14 protein-coding genes and 1 riboswitch are annotated in these 14,674 nt (G+C 33.3%); of the genes, 6 read left to right on the plus strand and 8 right to left on the minus strand.

What is annotated here, in order from left to right; translation table 11 throughout:
• Nucleotides 1-115 precede the first annotated feature (115 nt).
• The 3 genes from LD272_RS01265 to LD272_RS01275 all read left to right on the plus strand — a co-directional run bounded on the left by LD272_RS01265 (nucleotide 116) and on the right by LD272_RS01275 (nucleotide 1,874).
• Complete coding sequence (locus tag LD272_RS01265; protein ID WP_226034769.1) at nucleotides 116-346, plus strand: AbrB/MazE/SpoVT family DNA-binding domain-containing protein; 231 nt, start codon at nucleotides 116-118, stop codon at nucleotides 344-346.
• Nucleotides 347-349: 3 nt separating this feature from the next.
• On the plus strand, nucleotides 350-814 hold the full coding sequence (locus tag LD272_RS01270; RefSeq protein WP_226034770.1) for a type II toxin-antitoxin system VapC family toxin: 465 nt from the start codon (nucleotides 350-352) through the stop codon (nucleotides 812-814).
• A gap of 115 nt (nucleotides 815-929) precedes the next feature.
• Nucleotides 930-1,874, plus strand: coding sequence for a tyrosine-type recombinase/integrase (locus LD272_RS01275; protein WP_226034771.1), 945 nt, complete (start codon nucleotides 930-932; stop codon nucleotides 1,872-1,874).
• A gap of 201 nt (nucleotides 1,875-2,075) precedes the next feature.
• On the opposite strand, the gene LD272_RS01280 is transcribed toward LD272_RS01275, so the two are convergent.
• The 3 genes from LD272_RS01280 to LD272_RS01290 form a co-directional block, all read right to left on the minus strand.
• A complete protein-coding gene (locus LD272_RS01280; protein WP_226034772.1) occupies nucleotides 2,076-3,251 on the minus strand; it encodes a DHH family phosphoesterase in 1,176 nt (391 codons plus the stop codon).
• A 131-nt stretch (nucleotides 3,252-3,382) separates the two neighbouring features.
• Nucleotides 3,383-4,495, minus strand: coding sequence for a radical SAM/CxCxxxxC motif protein YfkAB (gene yfkAB, locus LD272_RS01285; RefSeq protein ID WP_226034773.1), 1,113 nt, complete (start codon nucleotides 4,493-4,495; stop codon nucleotides 3,383-3,385).
• Nucleotides 4,496-4,700: 205 nt separating this feature from the next.
• On the minus strand, nucleotides 4,701-5,678 hold the full coding sequence (locus tag LD272_RS01290; protein WP_226034774.1) for a ring-cleaving dioxygenase: 978 nt from the start codon (nucleotides 5,676-5,678) through the stop codon (nucleotides 4,701-4,703).
• Nucleotides 5,679-6,253: 575 nt separating this feature from the next.
• Between LD272_RS01290 and LD272_RS01295 the strand changes: the two genes are divergently transcribed.
• A complete protein-coding gene (locus LD272_RS01295) occupies nucleotides 6,254-6,406 on the plus strand; it encodes a hypothetical protein (RefSeq protein ID WP_226034775.1) in 153 nt (50 codons plus the stop codon).
• A 126-nt stretch (nucleotides 6,407-6,532) separates the two neighbouring features.
• Here LD272_RS01295 and LD272_RS01300 read toward each other — a convergent pair whose 3' ends face one another.
• The 3 genes from LD272_RS01300 to LD272_RS01310 all read right to left on the minus strand — a co-directional run bounded on the left by LD272_RS01300 (nucleotide 6,533) and on the right by LD272_RS01310 (nucleotide 9,150).
• Nucleotides 6,533-7,387 (minus strand): patatin-like phospholipase family protein, encoded by an 855-nt coding sequence (locus LD272_RS01300; protein WP_226034776.1) that lies wholly within the window; start codon nucleotides 7,385-7,387, stop codon nucleotides 6,533-6,535.
• A gap of 109 nt (nucleotides 7,388-7,496) precedes the next feature.
• Nucleotides 7,497-7,952 carry a hypothetical protein gene (locus LD272_RS01305; RefSeq protein WP_226034777.1) on the minus strand — a complete coding sequence of 152 codons (456 nt, stop codon included), beginning with the start codon at nucleotides 7,950-7,952 and terminating at the stop codon, nucleotides 7,497-7,499.
• Nucleotides 7,942-9,150 carry a DUF2515 family protein gene (locus LD272_RS01310; protein ID WP_226034778.1) on the minus strand — a complete coding sequence of 403 codons (1,209 nt, stop codon included), beginning with the start codon at nucleotides 9,148-9,150 and terminating at the stop codon, nucleotides 7,942-7,944. Before LD272_RS01310 ends, LD272_RS01305 begins: the two co-directional genes overlap by 11 nt.
• Before the next feature lie 157 nt (nucleotides 9,151-9,307).
• Nucleotides 9,308-9,389, plus strand: a riboswitch (cyclic di-GMP riboswitch).
• A 63-nt stretch (nucleotides 9,390-9,452) separates the two neighbouring features.
• Between LD272_RS01310 and LD272_RS01315 the strand changes: the two genes are divergently transcribed.
• Nucleotides 9,453-9,767: a hypothetical protein gene (locus LD272_RS01315; RefSeq protein ID WP_226034779.1), complete on the plus strand. Its 315-nt coding sequence runs from the start codon at nucleotides 9,453-9,455 to the stop codon at nucleotides 9,765-9,767.
• A gap of 109 nt (nucleotides 9,768-9,876) precedes the next feature.
• A complete protein-coding gene (locus tag LD272_RS01320; protein WP_226034780.1) occupies nucleotides 9,877-10,122 on the plus strand; it encodes a DNA alkylation repair protein in 246 nt (81 codons plus the stop codon).
• An 89-nt stretch (nucleotides 10,123-10,211) separates the two neighbouring features.
• Here the strand turns inward: LD272_RS01320 and LD272_RS01325 are convergent, their stop codons facing one another.
• The gene (locus LD272_RS01325; RefSeq protein WP_226034781.1) at nucleotides 10,212-13,304 is read right to left on the minus strand and encodes an AAA family ATPase; all 3,093 of its coding nucleotides are present in this window, start codon (nucleotides 13,302-13,304) and stop codon (nucleotides 10,212-10,214) included.
• A 24-nt stretch (nucleotides 13,305-13,328) separates the two neighbouring features.
• Nucleotides 13,329-14,522: an exonuclease SbcCD subunit D gene (locus tag LD272_RS01330; RefSeq protein ID WP_226034782.1), complete on the minus strand. Its 1,194-nt coding sequence runs from the start codon at nucleotides 14,520-14,522 to the stop codon at nucleotides 13,329-13,331.
• Nucleotides 14,523-14,674 lie beyond the last annotated feature (152 nt).

A 14,674-nucleotide genomic window follows, 5' to 3' on the forward strand; every position in this document is an offset into this window, starting at 1 on the left:
TTATTATAAATGGTTTCATGTATGATTTAAATTTTATGTTTGCATTTAATAAACAATTTACTATTGTTGTGTGATAAAATGATTATATGTTGAACGTTATTAAGGATGTGATATTATGGATCGCGTAATTAAATCGGAGAGTGACATTCGTCAGAGATTTCAAACGACAATTCCACAGGAGATTAGAGATAAAGTGAATTTGGAAATAGGTGACACGTTATTGTGGATGTATGATGACATTCGGAATGAAATAGTTGTTATGCCAAAACCGAAAAGCTTCTCAGATGCAATTTGGGGATTGGGTGAAGGTTTGTGGGAAAATAAATATGAAGAAAAAGGAGAGTGAAAAATGGGATTAATCGATGTACTATCTACATACAAGCGTGTGGCTTTGGATACAGATATTTTTATGTATGCTTTTAATAAACATCCTGAGCACGGTCAGACTATTAAAAAAATGTTTGAACTCATTGAACAAGGAGAATTGACTGCCTGCACCTCTACTCTGGCCTTGTCAGAAGTATTAATAGATCCAATTCAGGAAGGGAAACATGATATAGAAAAAACAATTAAGTTATACTTTAAGCACTTTCCTAACTTAACAATTTCGCCAGTTAACAATGAAATTTCTGAAAGAGCTGCGCATTTAAAAGTAACACATAATATTAACGTGAGGGACGCGTTATTTCTTTCAACTGCAATTATCTCAGGTTCTAATGCTTTTATTACAACGGATAACCGGTTTGCTGATGTTACAGAAATCTCTTGTATCAATCTGAATGAGTTGATTTCTGAGAACAGCGAGATTTTATAATTACATTTAAGAATAAGGTGATACTATTAATCAATTATCAATACGCACATCAGAAAATATAATTGAAGCAGTTGAGAATGGGAAATGGACCGAAATTGAAGAAGTTACTCAAAGAGTGTTGGAAGATGGGAAGTACCTTTCATTTAAGAAAGAAAAAGATGATTTTCTGTTTTTGTCGTTTTTTGTGTATGGTAACAAGTACCGTAAGAAAAAACTATCTGATGGTACTGAAAAACTTTATCTGAGAGATTTAAAGCATTTCAATAAGTTTTTATATAATTTGGAATCACCTACTTCACTCTCTGATGTAGGAATTGTGCAATTGGACGCATACGAAAAAGAAATAAATAAGGAGTTTTCATCTTCGACCGCTCATAGAAAATTAAAAATGATCCGGTCCCTTCTTCGCTTTGGGTTTAAAGTTGAATTCTATGAAAGAGATATGACTCATTATATCCAACTGCCGCAGATTCAAAATACAAAACAAGAACGTAAATTAAATCGTAAAGAGGTTCAACTTTTATTAGATGAAATGAAGCAAAAGCAGTTAAACAGGGTGATTGGTAGTTTATTAATTATGATGGGCCTTCGTGTATCGGAATTATGTAATGCCACTTGGAACGATATTTATGAGGGAACTTCTGGTCAAACTATGATTAGGGTCTTTGGTAAGGGCGAAAAGCCACGTCGATTGAAGCTAAAACCAGACATATTTGGTTTAATACTCCAATATAGAGCTGCTAACAATCTATCAATAATCATAGGTAGCCAAGTAGATGAGCCACTTATTGTAAATTCAAAAGGAAAATCATTAAACGACCGAGTTGTCCGGTACATGATTAATCGTGCAGCGAAAAGAGCGGGAATAAATAAGAATGTTAGTCCTCACTGGTTCCGACATAGTGCGATCACATTTGCTTTAGATGATGGTGCGGGTATAGATGAAGTAAGACGGATGGCTGGACACTCTGATATACGTACCACTCAACAATACTTACATGACTTAGAAGAAGAAAAAGAAAAAAGTGCTAGTGAGTATATTTCAGGTATCAACATTTAAAATGCCCAAGGTTCATTCCGATACGAAATATGATCTTTTACATTCCCATTAAAATAGTAACATGTCAAATACTGTTTTATATTGTAACAGCAGACTATTGTATTAATTAAGAATTAGAATAACCATCAAGTTTCGTCGTCTAACAACGAAATTTGATGGTTATTCTTTTGCTTTCAAATGTAATAAATCTACTATTGCTTTTTATTTTTTGACTTGATCCATTAAGTAATTTACAAACGCTTCATCTCTTTCAAGCCAAGCCTGATAATTTCTTTTTAGGAATTTTTCTGCTTCTTCATAACTTGTGTAGGTGTGCTCCATATTATTATTATTTTTCTCAATCGACCATTCTTTATCATTGACCTGATATAGAAGAAAAATATCGCCTGTTCGATTTTTATACAAGGAACCAAATGTTGAGCGTTTTAAATTAAAGCGATTCCGTTTCGCATCTTCCTTTAATGGGTTAAGACGAAAGGTTTCTGTCACGAATCTTTTGTATGCTTGATCGTTCATGATTGAGCCGGATGCTTTCTCATGGCCGCCCCCTCCATAGACACCAGCTACTTCAGATACGTCAACATCATCATGGATCGTGCGAAAACCCATTCGTTTTCCACCAATATTTAGAATAACAATGTAGTCAAGGTGTGGGTATTCTTTGCCTAGTTCATTCCCGAGTTCTGAGTGGTATGATTCCGCATAAACAATACCTGCAAATTGGCCATCCACTTCTGTTTGAACCAGTTCACGTCTCTTTCGGCGAATGTACCTTTCGATTTTCTTTTCTTCCATTTCGAGTATCTTTTGTTCGAAATCATCAAAATTAAACTCCTCACTTTTATTGAGGCGCTCAATCATATTTTCTTCAAACTCATCAATGGATACCAAAAAAAAGAGTGTATTAAGTCTTTTAGCTTTTAAGTTATCATTTCTTTCCCATTCCCATGTGTCATATTGCCTAACGAGTTCTACAAATTCTGTAATTGTACTGGAGGGTTTTATTAATTGATTAGTAACGAGATATTCATATAGTAATGAAGTTGCGGACGTTTGTTTTCCTTCATTATCCTCTACCAAAACATGTCCCCACTCATAATCATTAAAAGATAAAGCTGTTTTATGATGATCTAGTAGTTGTACCTTCCCTCCTGATTGATAAAACTCATCAAGTCGTTTTTCATTGTCTTCATTTACAGACAAATCAGTAATAAATAAAAATGTGTCTTTGTTATCATTTTCCAAAAACCATTCCACTTCTCGGTTAAGACTTCCAATAGAGTTATAGCGGACATTCACCTGCTTATCAAAAGCAAGCTTTGCTAAAATACCACATCCAACTCCATCTAAATCATTATGAGACAATAGTTTATACATATCCTTCACCTCAGCATGTAGTATAGGTTCTAACGAGTAAAATATTCACGATTTAAATGTGTTTTCAAATTTAAATTTGTTGATGTATTAACTATTCACTAAAGCTTTTCTATAGTTTATAAATCAAATACCTAGAAACTGATATTGGTTTCTCTTTGTTTAAAATCAATATTTTTATAGTATGTGTTCTTAACTAAAATATTGGGACCTAAACATTTAACAGCTGGACAATGACAATTTAATCCTTTAGCCGTTTTTGTCTCCATCCACTGAGAATAGGACTTCTGTAAAGGCGTGTCTTGAATGTTACCTAAAGCAGGTTCATCAGCAAAATCAGTAACGATGATTTCTCCTGTGAAAATATTAACATTTAGACGAGATCTTCCATCCGGATCGTTCCTTACGCTAACATTTCTATCCTTATATAGACGTTGAAGCAAATCCAAATCCTCCTTAGAAGAGCTACAGCCATAAAAAGGTAACGTTCCAAAGAGCATCCAAATATCGTCATCACGATGATTAAGTAGACGGCTTATCGCTAAACGAATTTCATCGAGTGTTAGTGTTTCTAGATTACTGGCAAAATCAACTGGATACATTGGGTGGATTTCGTGACGAGTACAACCCATTTCAATAATATGGTCATGAATTTTTTCTAAATAAGGATAAGTTCGCCTGTTTAACATCGTTTCTGCTGAAACCATTACTCCTTCACTAGCGAGTTTCTTAGCATTTTCAACCATCACATTAAAATATTTTTTTCTAGCCTCTACCGATGGTTTCCGGTCCATTCGAGCAAAACCTGTCTCAACAAACTCTTCCATCGTCCCCCAATTATGAGAGATATGTAGGACATCTAAATAAGGAACAATAGGTTTGTATCGATCATAAGGTAGAGTTAAATTGGAATTAATTTGTGTTTTGATACCTCTACCGTGAGCGTATTCTAAAAGGGGCAAGACATGGTTTCTAATTGATTTCTTTGACATCATCGGCTCTCCACCAGTAATGCTTATTGTCCGCAGATACGGAATTTCGTCTAATCGTTTAAGAATGAGGTCCATTGGCAATGAATCTGGATCTCGGTTTTGCAAAGCATAACCAACTGCACAGTGATTGCAGCGCATGTTGCAAAGTGTTGTTGTAGTGAATTCGACACTTGATAAAGTCATCTCACCGTTTTTTTCAACATCTCTATACGCTTCCCATGGATCATTTTTAGGAGCAAGACTTTTTATATCCATCTATGAAACTTCCTTTCAAATGTTTACAATTGATTTTGAAAAAACAATATCTTTTAATAGTAACACAAGAAATCTTACGTAATGGATAATTTTTCTTTAACAACCTTCTTAAAAGATCTTCAGGGGGAAACATTTGAAATTCTGACAATAGTAAAAAAAGCTGGAGGCGCTATATGGAATTCAAGTAGCACATCCAGCTTATTTATTATTCTTTAGTAAAATCTTTTGTGCTTCTTACCGTATCAATCGGTCGAACTGATTTTTCGATTTGTTCACGCTTATCTTCTAGGAATGGAGGTAATGATAATTTCTCTCCTAGTGTTTCGTATGGTTCATCCCCCATAAATCCTGGACCCTCAGTTGCGAGTTCAAACAAAATTTGTGGTGCAACTCTTGAGTATAATGATTTGAAGAAGAAACGATCAACATAACCAGAAGTCTGGAAACCAAAACTTTGATAACGTTTATCCCATTCATCTAATGCTGCACGGTCGTCAACACAAAACGCGGCATGGTGAACTGTACCAAATCCTTGTTGTGCTCGGGGAAGAATGACGTTATGTTCTACAATAACCTGTGCACCATTTCCACCTTCGCTAACCTCAAATAAATGTAAGGACTCTTCTTGATCTATTTCTTTGAATAATAGAACTTTTTCCATCATTTCTTTAAAGTAATCAAAGTCGGCAATACGTACAAATAGTGGTCCTAAACCAGTAATAGCATATTCAAGTGGGACTGGTCCATTTTGCCAAGCTTTGCCTGACTCAACACCTTTATTTAATTCGTCTGAAATCAGTTGATAGTTTTGTTCATCGAAATCAACGAAAGATAACGTCTTTTTACCGAATTGTTCTTTTATACCAGTATGTTTTACTTCTAAGCGATCAAAGCGTTTTAACCAATAATCTAACGCATCATCACTTGGTACACGGAAGGAGGTTTTTGAGATTTCATTTGTCCCGTGGGCACCTTTTGGAATACCTGGGAAATCGAAGAAGGTCATATCAGTACCAGGACTACCTGTATCATCAGCGAAAAATAGATGATAGGTTTGAATATCATCTTGATTAACAGTTTTCTTGACTAAACGCATCCCTAAAACATATGTGAAAAATTCATAGTTTTTTTCCGCGCTACTAGTAATAGCTGTTACGTGGTGCATCCCTTTTATTTGATTCATTTTTATTCCTCCACTTTTGGTAAATTGTTAAAGGTTAACTCGAAGTATCAAAGTTCTTACAAATTATTAATATGAAAATATCTTTAATTCGAGATAAATGTAACATATAGTGAAAATTGTTGTCAATATTAGAGACGTCTAAAAAAATTAGCCATACACATGTTGATGATGCATTGGCTAATACGTTAAGTCTTTTTTAATTTTGTAATTTAACAATGAAGATAGACATAAGGACGTTGTCATTCAAATTTCAAAAAAATGTTTTGACTACTTTTTCATTATGGTTACATTTTTCACATCGATATTCTATTTCCATAGTTGTTTCAGTTATTAAATGAAGTGTTTCTTGATTGCAATTCTTACAAAACTTCTCTTCGTGTATTTCTTCCATAGCATGATCACTTTCCTTAAATTTTGAATTTGATAATCAATTACTATTGGTTTAACCAATTAGATGGAATTTAACCACTGAGTTGGTTTTGCCTTTATCATTTTTTGAAATTATTTCCTACTATTGTTACTTAGACAACCTGTCTCGTAATACAATGTTATATCATGAAAGGTGGGTTGCTACCTTGAGACAACTTGATTGGTATATGATAATTTTTGTTGGTACTTCTTTAGTTCATGATTTTTGGACTCACTTTGGTCTTCCTCAGATGTATTATTGGGATGTTAAAAGAAATCATTCAGAAAAATTTAAAGATGATGGTAAAAAAGCAGCGTGAAAGTTAGCAACGATTGATATTCAAATAGACAACGCCTGTGAACACAAGCGTTGTCTATCTTGAAATTTATAAATAGGATAAATAATACCAACCTTATTTACGGTATGATTAAATATTGTGATTGTTCTACTCACTAGCTAAGAAAGCGTTCATTTCTTCAGCATGTGCTTTTGCGTCTTGATATCCTAGTTCATGCAAATTTAATAACTTTTCCCTGTTTCGTTCAATCCTGCTGACATCAATCGGTTTGCTCGGTTGAATTACATAGGTACTCCCTTTTTTCTTTTCTTCTTCTATAAATGATAATGTATTATTATAGATCTGATGTCTTTGTTGCAATGGTTCAGTAATTGCTGGATATTTTTTATTCATCATTTTCATTATCTTGGAGAACTTACTCGGATATTTTCTATAACTATTTGGTTTAGTCATAATGATTATATTCTTTTTATTACCATCATGTTGTGATTTCTTAATTGGGATAGGATCAATAATTCCACCATCAAGTAAGAACTTTTCTTTATATTCGACACTAGATGATACAAAAGGTAAAGAACTAGATGCACGGATAATCTTTAACATCTGCTCTCCGTCTTCTTGTTTACTATAATAAACAGCTTGACCAGTGTGACAATCCGTAGTTCCGACTACAAATTGTTCGGCTCCTCCTAAAAACGTTTGGTAATCAAAGGGAACGATTTGATTTGGAATTTCATCAAATATGAAATCCATTCCAAATAATTCTCTCTTTTTTACGTAGTTGCGAAAAGAGATAAAACGGGGGTCATTTATATGGTCAATGTTTACTTTTTTGTTGCGGCCTCTTTGCCTGGAAAGGTATGAAGCAGCCATACACGCACCCGAAGATACTCCAATGACATAAGGGAAATACAAGTCATTTTCCATGAAGTACTCCAGTACACCAGCTGTGTATAAACCCTTCATTCCACCACCTTCTAATACTAATCCAATATTTGTCATGTTATAACTCCATTTCTAGGTCTAACTGATTTCTTGAAAAAGCCTATGTATATTTCAATCACAATAGTATATCATTTTTTTAAAAAAACAATCTAATAAAACAGTTTATCTAAACGATGATTTGACACCATATTTGTTTCTTTTTAATTTTTATTTTATAAATTTTTCCGAATGGAATCATGTTTACTTTTTTTATTTTATTCAAGTCTAGAATTAATACTTCGTGAAAACGAATAACGGAGGATTTATTTAAAATGATTCTATTGATCCATATATTGTTGATTGGTTTTAATTCTACAATTTTAAAATGAATCTCCCTTCCCTTGGATATTGTTGGCTTAAGCACAACTGAAAAAGGAATTATTACACTCGATTTTTTCAAATTCCCCATTATTCTAAGGTGATGGTCATCAACACTTATTCTTATGTTATTTACTAGATTGGGTTTGTTTTTATTTAAGAGATACAAAATCATTTTTTTAGATATCGGTACACTTAGGTAAAAAGGATAAAGTTTTCTTTTTTTGATAAAACTTGCAAATTTATAGATGTGTTTACTTTTCATTAGTATCACCCCCCTCTTTTAGAATACTTAGTTGCATTAGGTTAGAAAGAGATGCACAATACTCACTTGTAATATCATATTTATGGGGTGTTTTGATTGCTGAGAATTCAGCCAAAACAGTTAATTCAGTAAACCAATCATCGACAATAGCGAATTGATGATGTTGATTTGGCCAAGCATCTTGCAGGAAGGGACTGTAAATTAATGGTGATGTATTGATGGAGCAAACTTTTTTAGATTTTGACACTCTGTCACTATTACAAGGATTATTCATGAAAACATTTGGCCAATAATCTGATCTAGAACCCGTGTGACGTTGTCTGTTTGCGAATTTAACAACGCCCTTATGAACGCTCTCTATTCCGAATGAAATAGCGTACAAAGTCTTCCCAATCGTAATGCGCTCTTTCAAATTGTGAAAATCAGAAACAGTTACACCAGCAAGTTTAACTTTGTCTTTCTTAGAGTAATATGGTAGGACGACTTTTGTTAATTGAAAGAGTTGCTGAGCTTTAAAGGGAATGCTGTTAAATACTTGCTTTTGGAATTGTTTATTTTGTATCACCCTTCCCTCTATATTGTTTTGTTCATTTATTATTAACCCAATCGTTAGTAACTGTGAATTGTGTTTCTCATAAAATTCATTCCAGACTGGTATCATAAAATCCGAAACCTTAAAAGCAGGAAGAAGATAAAATAGGTTTTTGTTTCTTACTTTACATGCTTGATAAAGTAATAGCTGTGGAAAGGCATCTTGAAAAATATGAGCATTAGATTTTTCAAGCAGCAAAAAAAAGTTTTTAATTTGTTGGTCACTAAGAAAATCAGAAACTAAATCCCCCTTCAAATCAGTCATATTCCATCCACCGTTTCTTGAGACCATATGTGCTAACAACGTCCAGTGTATTTCAGGATATTTTATATAAAAATCATAATATGCTGAAGTCCTTGTTATATTATTTTGATTGTATTCTTTTGTTCTAGTTTTAATCTGATCAACCAAGATACGATCTTCTTTTGTAAGAGTAAGGGGTTTTTTTGATTTTTTGAGAGTTCCTTTCAGTTTATGATATACTCTTTCAAGCTGAGAATCAGGTATCTTAATTTTTTTCCATATGAATTTTTGTTGGATGAAATTACTTAAAGAAATTGGTGCATTTTTTAAATATTTGTAATACTTACGCACTTTGATTAACATTACATCTCTCCTTTTTAAAAAACATAGGCTTAACAGGAAAATAATGTACATAAAATTTTATTGTGGTTGTACGAATAAAACCTGGAATTAGCTTGAATTTTTGTTGCCTACTTGAATCTAGTGTAGTAATAATAGATTTTAAATATGATATAATAATAAATAGAAAGGGCAAACTTGTTGAAAAGCAAGGACGCAAAACTATAGGGGCTAAAGTATATCTATGCCAGCCAGTTGCCTATAAAAACCTCCTTAACATTTAGGTGTTTTATTAGGCATTTAATGTATGAAAGGGGTTTTTTATTATGATTTATAGAGAACCAGAATTAAAAGAAGCGCTTAATAATTTCGATAATCTGTTAATCGAATATCATGATAATTATTGCGCAGTATATCCTTATAAACATTTCTTGGAAAATTTCGTAACTGTAAGAACTGTATTTTACAAGTTGCCGCTTTCAGAAATAATGGCAGTTATAAAACATAAAAAACCAAATACTTATTACCTTTTAAAAGTGAATTATTCTAACAATCCCACTTTACATTTTATTTCAAAAACAGATATGAATTATGTAATCGCACAAAAAAGGTTAACAAGAATTCGAATGTTAATTAAATAGTTAATACGCCCTTCTTATATAGAGGGGTTTTTTTAACCTAGTGTCACTAGCTACTATGCCAGTAATAATAATTATTTGTTTGGGGATAATAATTTTGGGAGGTGTAATAGTGATGAGTCCGTATCTATGTCCGAATTGTAAAACAAATCGCTCGAGGTTTAACATTATTGAACAAGTTGCAAAACCTGTTAAATTAGACCCACAGTCAGGTGCACTTACTAATGAATACACCAATGACAACTTAGACCCCTTTCATGTAGCATATAAAGGTCCTTCCAGAAAAATTCAGTGTGGCTCATGTGGTCTAATCGAAGATGAACAACAATTTATTAAACAAGCAGAACGAAAGCAGTAAAGTTAATATCACTTTTGTTGATAGGTGTTACTTAAAGTACAAATAAAAGTCCACCAGCTAATTATTGATTGGTGGACTCAAGATGATATTTAACTAACAATAAATTTTGTGCGGCTGAATCCTTCTTTAGTCTTTTCCACTTGAAGAATTGCGGGAATTGCAGTCTTTAGTTCATGGACATGGGATATGACCCCAATCATTCTTCCGGATTTTTGTAAGTCGATTAATGTATCAATAGCCTTGTTCAATGATTCCTCATCAAGTGAACCAAAACCTTCATCAATAAACATAGTCTCTATTGATACTCCACCCTGAAAACTTTGAATAACGTCTGCCATCCCAAGTGCCAAACAAAGAGAGGCATTAAACTTTTCCCCACCGGATAGAGTTTTTACATCACGTGTTTGACCGGTATATGCATCATATACATCAAGTCCTAATCCACTCTGTCGACCTCTACTTTCCATTCGATCACTTCTCATTAAATAAAATTGTCCATTAGATATTCGTTTTAAACGTTCATTTGCAGCTTGAATAATTTGTTCTAGGTACTCAATTTGTAAATAACGTTCAAATGAAATCTTTGAACTGTTTTGTCCTCTAATCACATCAAACAAATCAGTTATTCTATTTAACTGTTGTTCTTCTTGTCGGACATTTTCATTTGCTTCAATTATGTTTAATTTCAGTTCTAAAGCCTCTTTGCGATATTCTTTTGATTGGTTCAACTCATTTAGAGCAGATTCATATGCTTTTCGTAACTGGTTTAATTCTTCAGAAAGCTCACTTAAATCAACTCTCTTTTTGTCTTTTAAAGCGTCCTTTAGTACTTTTACCTGTTCTTTCAATAAAGATAGAGTTTTATTAAATTCTTCAATTTCTGTTTTTAGTGTACTTTGTGTATCTAAAGTCATTATCGCTTCCGTATAATCTAAGGCGGATGTGAATCCTGCTTTTTGTAGAGCCTGATTAAATGTTTTTTCTGAAGCGTCTGTTTTATCAGAGGTTTCTTGTAATTGACTCTTAGCATGAGTCAAATCTGTTTGCGCCTTTGTGTGGCTTTCTTTCGTTTGTTGAAGTCTCTTCTGTGCTTGGTCCCATGCTTTTTCTAACTTAGCTTTGAACGCTTCAGTTTCTTTTATTTGTCTCTCTAAGGTAGTTAAGTCCCTTACATCCTCTGGAATAGATTCAAGCCTCTCTTGATAAACAGCTTTTTGTGAATCATAATTATTTTTTTGTTCATTATAGCTCTTTGTAGCTTGTTCTTTTATTAGATCCAATTCGTCTAACTTCTTCTCGATCTTTTCAAAAGAATCCCTTTCAGCTGTTAGCTTTTCCTGAGCTGATTTAAGCTGATCTACTTCAACCTTTAGTTGTAAACCTTCTTCCATTAGCTTTGTTCGAATTAAATCAATTTCATTCAACGGATAAGAATACTCATTCATATCGTTTTGTTTGGATTTCATTGTTGAAAGTGAGGTTTCGTGACGTGCTAAAACCGTTCGATAATCACTTTCAACTTCATTCATTTTGGTTTTAGCAAGTTCAAGGTCTTCCTTTGTAGGCGTTCCTTCGTGTTTAGAAACTTTATTTGGATGTTCTTTACTACCACAAACGGGACAAGGTTGACCGTTATGCAAGTGGGTTGCGAGAATGCTAGCTTGTCCATTTATCCAAGCAGCTTCTATTTTGGTGTACTTGTCTCTGGCAGAATTAAACGTACCCTTCTTAGTAGTTAACTCTTTCTCAATCTCAGAATGTGTATCCCTAAGTTTAATATATTCGTCTACCTGTTTATATTTCTCTCTCATGTCTGTTAGTCTTTGTTGACTTGTTGGTAGTTGGTTAACAGATGATTCGAGTGATTTAATGATTTGATTTCGTTTTACTTTAGAGTCCTTTTCCAGCTTAATTTGATTTTCTAGTGACTTAAGTTGTTCCTCTAATTGATTTACATTTGTTTCTAATTTTAAAAGCTGCTGTTTTTTGAGATCGTTGTCTTTAACAAGAGGCAAGATATCGTTCAGACGGTCTAATTTTTTACTTGTATGTTCTCGTTCCTGTTTTTGATTTTCTTCTTGCTGATAGAATTTCTGAGCATGCTCCAATTCCTCAATACTTTTATTCATAGAAATGGTTGCGTTATTTAACACTTCATTTTTTAATTTGATTGTTTCCTGCCATTCTTTTAGTTGTTTTTCATAAATTTGGACGGTGCTTGCACGTTCAGCTAAATGTAGCTGTCTCTCTTTTGAATTAAATAGTGGCACTTGATCCAGAGCACTTTTTAATTTAACTTCTTTCGTATCTAGATCGTTAAATTGTTCATTTAATGATTTAGCCTTATGGAAATCAGTTTGTTTTTGGTCGTGTAATTGATAAGCGTTATTATATTTTTTGTCATCTTCTTGTGTTTTCCCTTCGTAAAAAGCCACTTCTTTAGCTAAACCATCAGTCACTTGATTAACATTATAATTTTCCTGTGAAATTACGTTAAATAGCTCAGACTGCTCACGTGAAGGTAATGTAGCAGAAATATTTCCTATAAAGTTCTCTCTTTGTTGTGATTTTTGATTATAGGTTTCTTCTGCTGTTTTTTTCTTGAGTTTTAATTTTTCGCTAATTTGTTTGTAAGGCTCTGTTTTAAAAATACGTCTTAATATTTCTTCTTTATTTTCTGTTTGTGAGGTTAATAGTTTTCGGAATTCGCCTTGAGGAAGCATAACTATTTGACTGAATTGGTCTTGAGACAATCCAATTAGAGCCTCTATTTTCTGATTTATTTCGGTAACTATTTGTCTGTCTACGCAAGGGATTTCTTTATCACCGTTTTTTTCATAAAATTCATATCGTTCCCCAGTAGCACCTTTATTACCTTGTTTAACATGTCCTAATTGTCTAAGCACACGAAAAATACGTCCATGTAGTTCAAACTCTAATTCTATGGCTGTATGAACATTATCGTCAGCAAAATCACTTCTTAAAAGTCTAGAATCATTGCGATCTTCCCCACTTGCTGATCCATATAATGCAAAGCAAATACCATCAAATATAGTTGTTTTGCCAGCGCCTGTATTTCCAGACACCACAAACAATCGGTTGTTGTGTAATTCGGTAAAATCAATTGTTTCTGTATTTTTATAAGGACCAAATGCTGTAAGTTTAAGTTTTAATGGTTTCAAGTCCTACTCCTCCTTCCTGCTCATTTATTTAGATGAGATAGTTTTCTTTTTGTTTGTTAAGGATGGTAGTTCATCTTCTATTAATAAATCATTGAGAACTTGTTTGAATATAGTTTCTGTATCTTCTGCTACATCAGTTCCTTTTACTTCTTTATAAAATGCTTTAAATAAGGTTAGGTCATCCATTTTATTCCGGTCTATAGTACTTTCTTTTTGCTCGCTTTTTGTTGTGGAAACAATTACTTCCCGTTCTACATGAAGAGCATTCGGATAAACAGATCGTACCTTTTCCATAGGTGAAAGAACAGGTACATCGTCTAATAGCTTTACAAACACGTAATCGTTATTGTTAGGGTGTAATAATAAATCATCTATTGTTGCTTCGACGGTTCTGATATCTCGTATTGGATTTAGTAACCTTTTTTCAATTGATACGTTACCGTTTTGATCTAGATCAACGATGTGGAATCCTTTTTTGTGATTTTCTTCTGAAACAGAATACTTTAAAGGTGATCCTGAATACTGGATTGTTTCATTTAATACGTAATGTGCCTGATGTAAATGACCAAGTGCCGTGTAATTAAAGTCAGTAAATAAATTAGCATCTACATGTTCAGCCCCACCGATTGAAAGGGGCCGTTCGGAATCACTCGTATTTTCTTCCGCTTCTCCATGAGGAGTAACGAAGGCATGTCCTACAAAAACGTGTCTTGCGTTTGATTGATCATGCTTTTTTATATTATCTATGATTATTTTCATAGCATCGTTATGTGAATGAATATTTTCTTCTTCGAATACATATCGAACTATACTTGGATCTGTATAAGGAACTAGATGAAAGTGAACTTCCCCGAAATCATCGGTAAGAATTACAGGTTTTGTTTGATCAGAGAGCTGCCCAATGATATGCAAACCATTATTTTTCATTATTCTACTTCCAAAATTTAACCGACCTGGACTATCGTGGTTGCCAGCAGTAGCAAGAACAGGCGTATTTAATTCGACAACAATAGTTTCTAATATATCGTCTAATAGATTGACAGCTTCAGTTGGAGGGACACCGCGATCATACAAATCACCTGCAATGATAACTGCATCGGGCTTTTCCTTCTTTATTTCATCGATAAATTGATCTAAGATTAGTCGTTGATCTTCTGTCATATAAACACCTTGAACAAGTTTGCCTAAATGCCAGTCGGCGGTGTGAAAAAATTTCATATGAAATTGACCTCCTCTTTCTTTAAAAGATTTCGATTTAATTCTTATTTTTAATTATACTAGATTTTACTTCTCGATAATTAACAATAGGGTTTAAATTACTAGTTTTATTCTAGTAATTTTCGCCAGTTAAGAGTTAAATTATAATTTTA

The sequence above is a fragment of the Aquibacillus saliphilus genome (genome assembly GCF_020404745.1).
GTDB lineage: Bacteria > Bacillota > Bacilli > Bacillales > Amphibacillaceae > Aquibacillus > Aquibacillus saliphilus.

Excerpts from the sequence above, each read along its gene's own strand:
- LD272_RS01280 (WP_226034772.1), bottom strand. The coding sequence starts at position 3,251 with ATGTATAAACTATTGTCTCATAATGATTTAGATGGAGTTGGATGTGGT.
- LD272_RS01300 (WP_226034776.1), bottom strand. The coding sequence starts at position 7,387 with ATGACAAATATTGGATTAGTATTAGAAGGTGGTGGAATGAAGGGTTTA.
- LD272_RS01330 (WP_226034782.1), bottom strand. The coding sequence starts at position 14,522 with ATGAAATTTTTTCACACCGCCGACTGGCATTTAGGCAAACTTGTTCAA.
- yfkAB (WP_226034773.1), bottom strand. The coding sequence starts at position 4,495 with ATGGATATAAAAAGTCTTGCTCCTAAAAATGATCCATGGGAAGCGTAT.
- LD272_RS01270 (WP_226034770.1), top strand. The coding sequence starts at position 350 with ATGGGATTAATCGATGTACTATCTACATACAAGCGTGTGGCTTTGGAT.
- LD272_RS01290 (WP_226034774.1), bottom strand. The coding sequence starts at position 5,678 with ATGAATCAAATAAAAGGGATGCACCACGTAACAGCTATTACTAGTAGC.
- LD272_RS01315 (WP_226034779.1), top strand. The coding sequence starts at position 9,453 with ATGATTTATAGAGAACCAGAATTAAAAGAAGCGCTTAATAATTTCGAT.
- LD272_RS01305 (WP_226034777.1), bottom strand. The coding sequence starts at position 7,952 with ATGAAAAGTAAACACATCTATAAATTTGCAAGTTTTATCAAAAAAAGA.
- LD272_RS01265 (WP_226034769.1), top strand. The coding sequence starts at position 116 with ATGGATCGCGTAATTAAATCGGAGAGTGACATTCGTCAGAGATTTCAA.
- LD272_RS01310 (WP_226034778.1), bottom strand. The coding sequence starts at position 9,150 with ATGTTAATCAAAGTGCGTAAGTATTACAAATATTTAAAAAATGCACCA.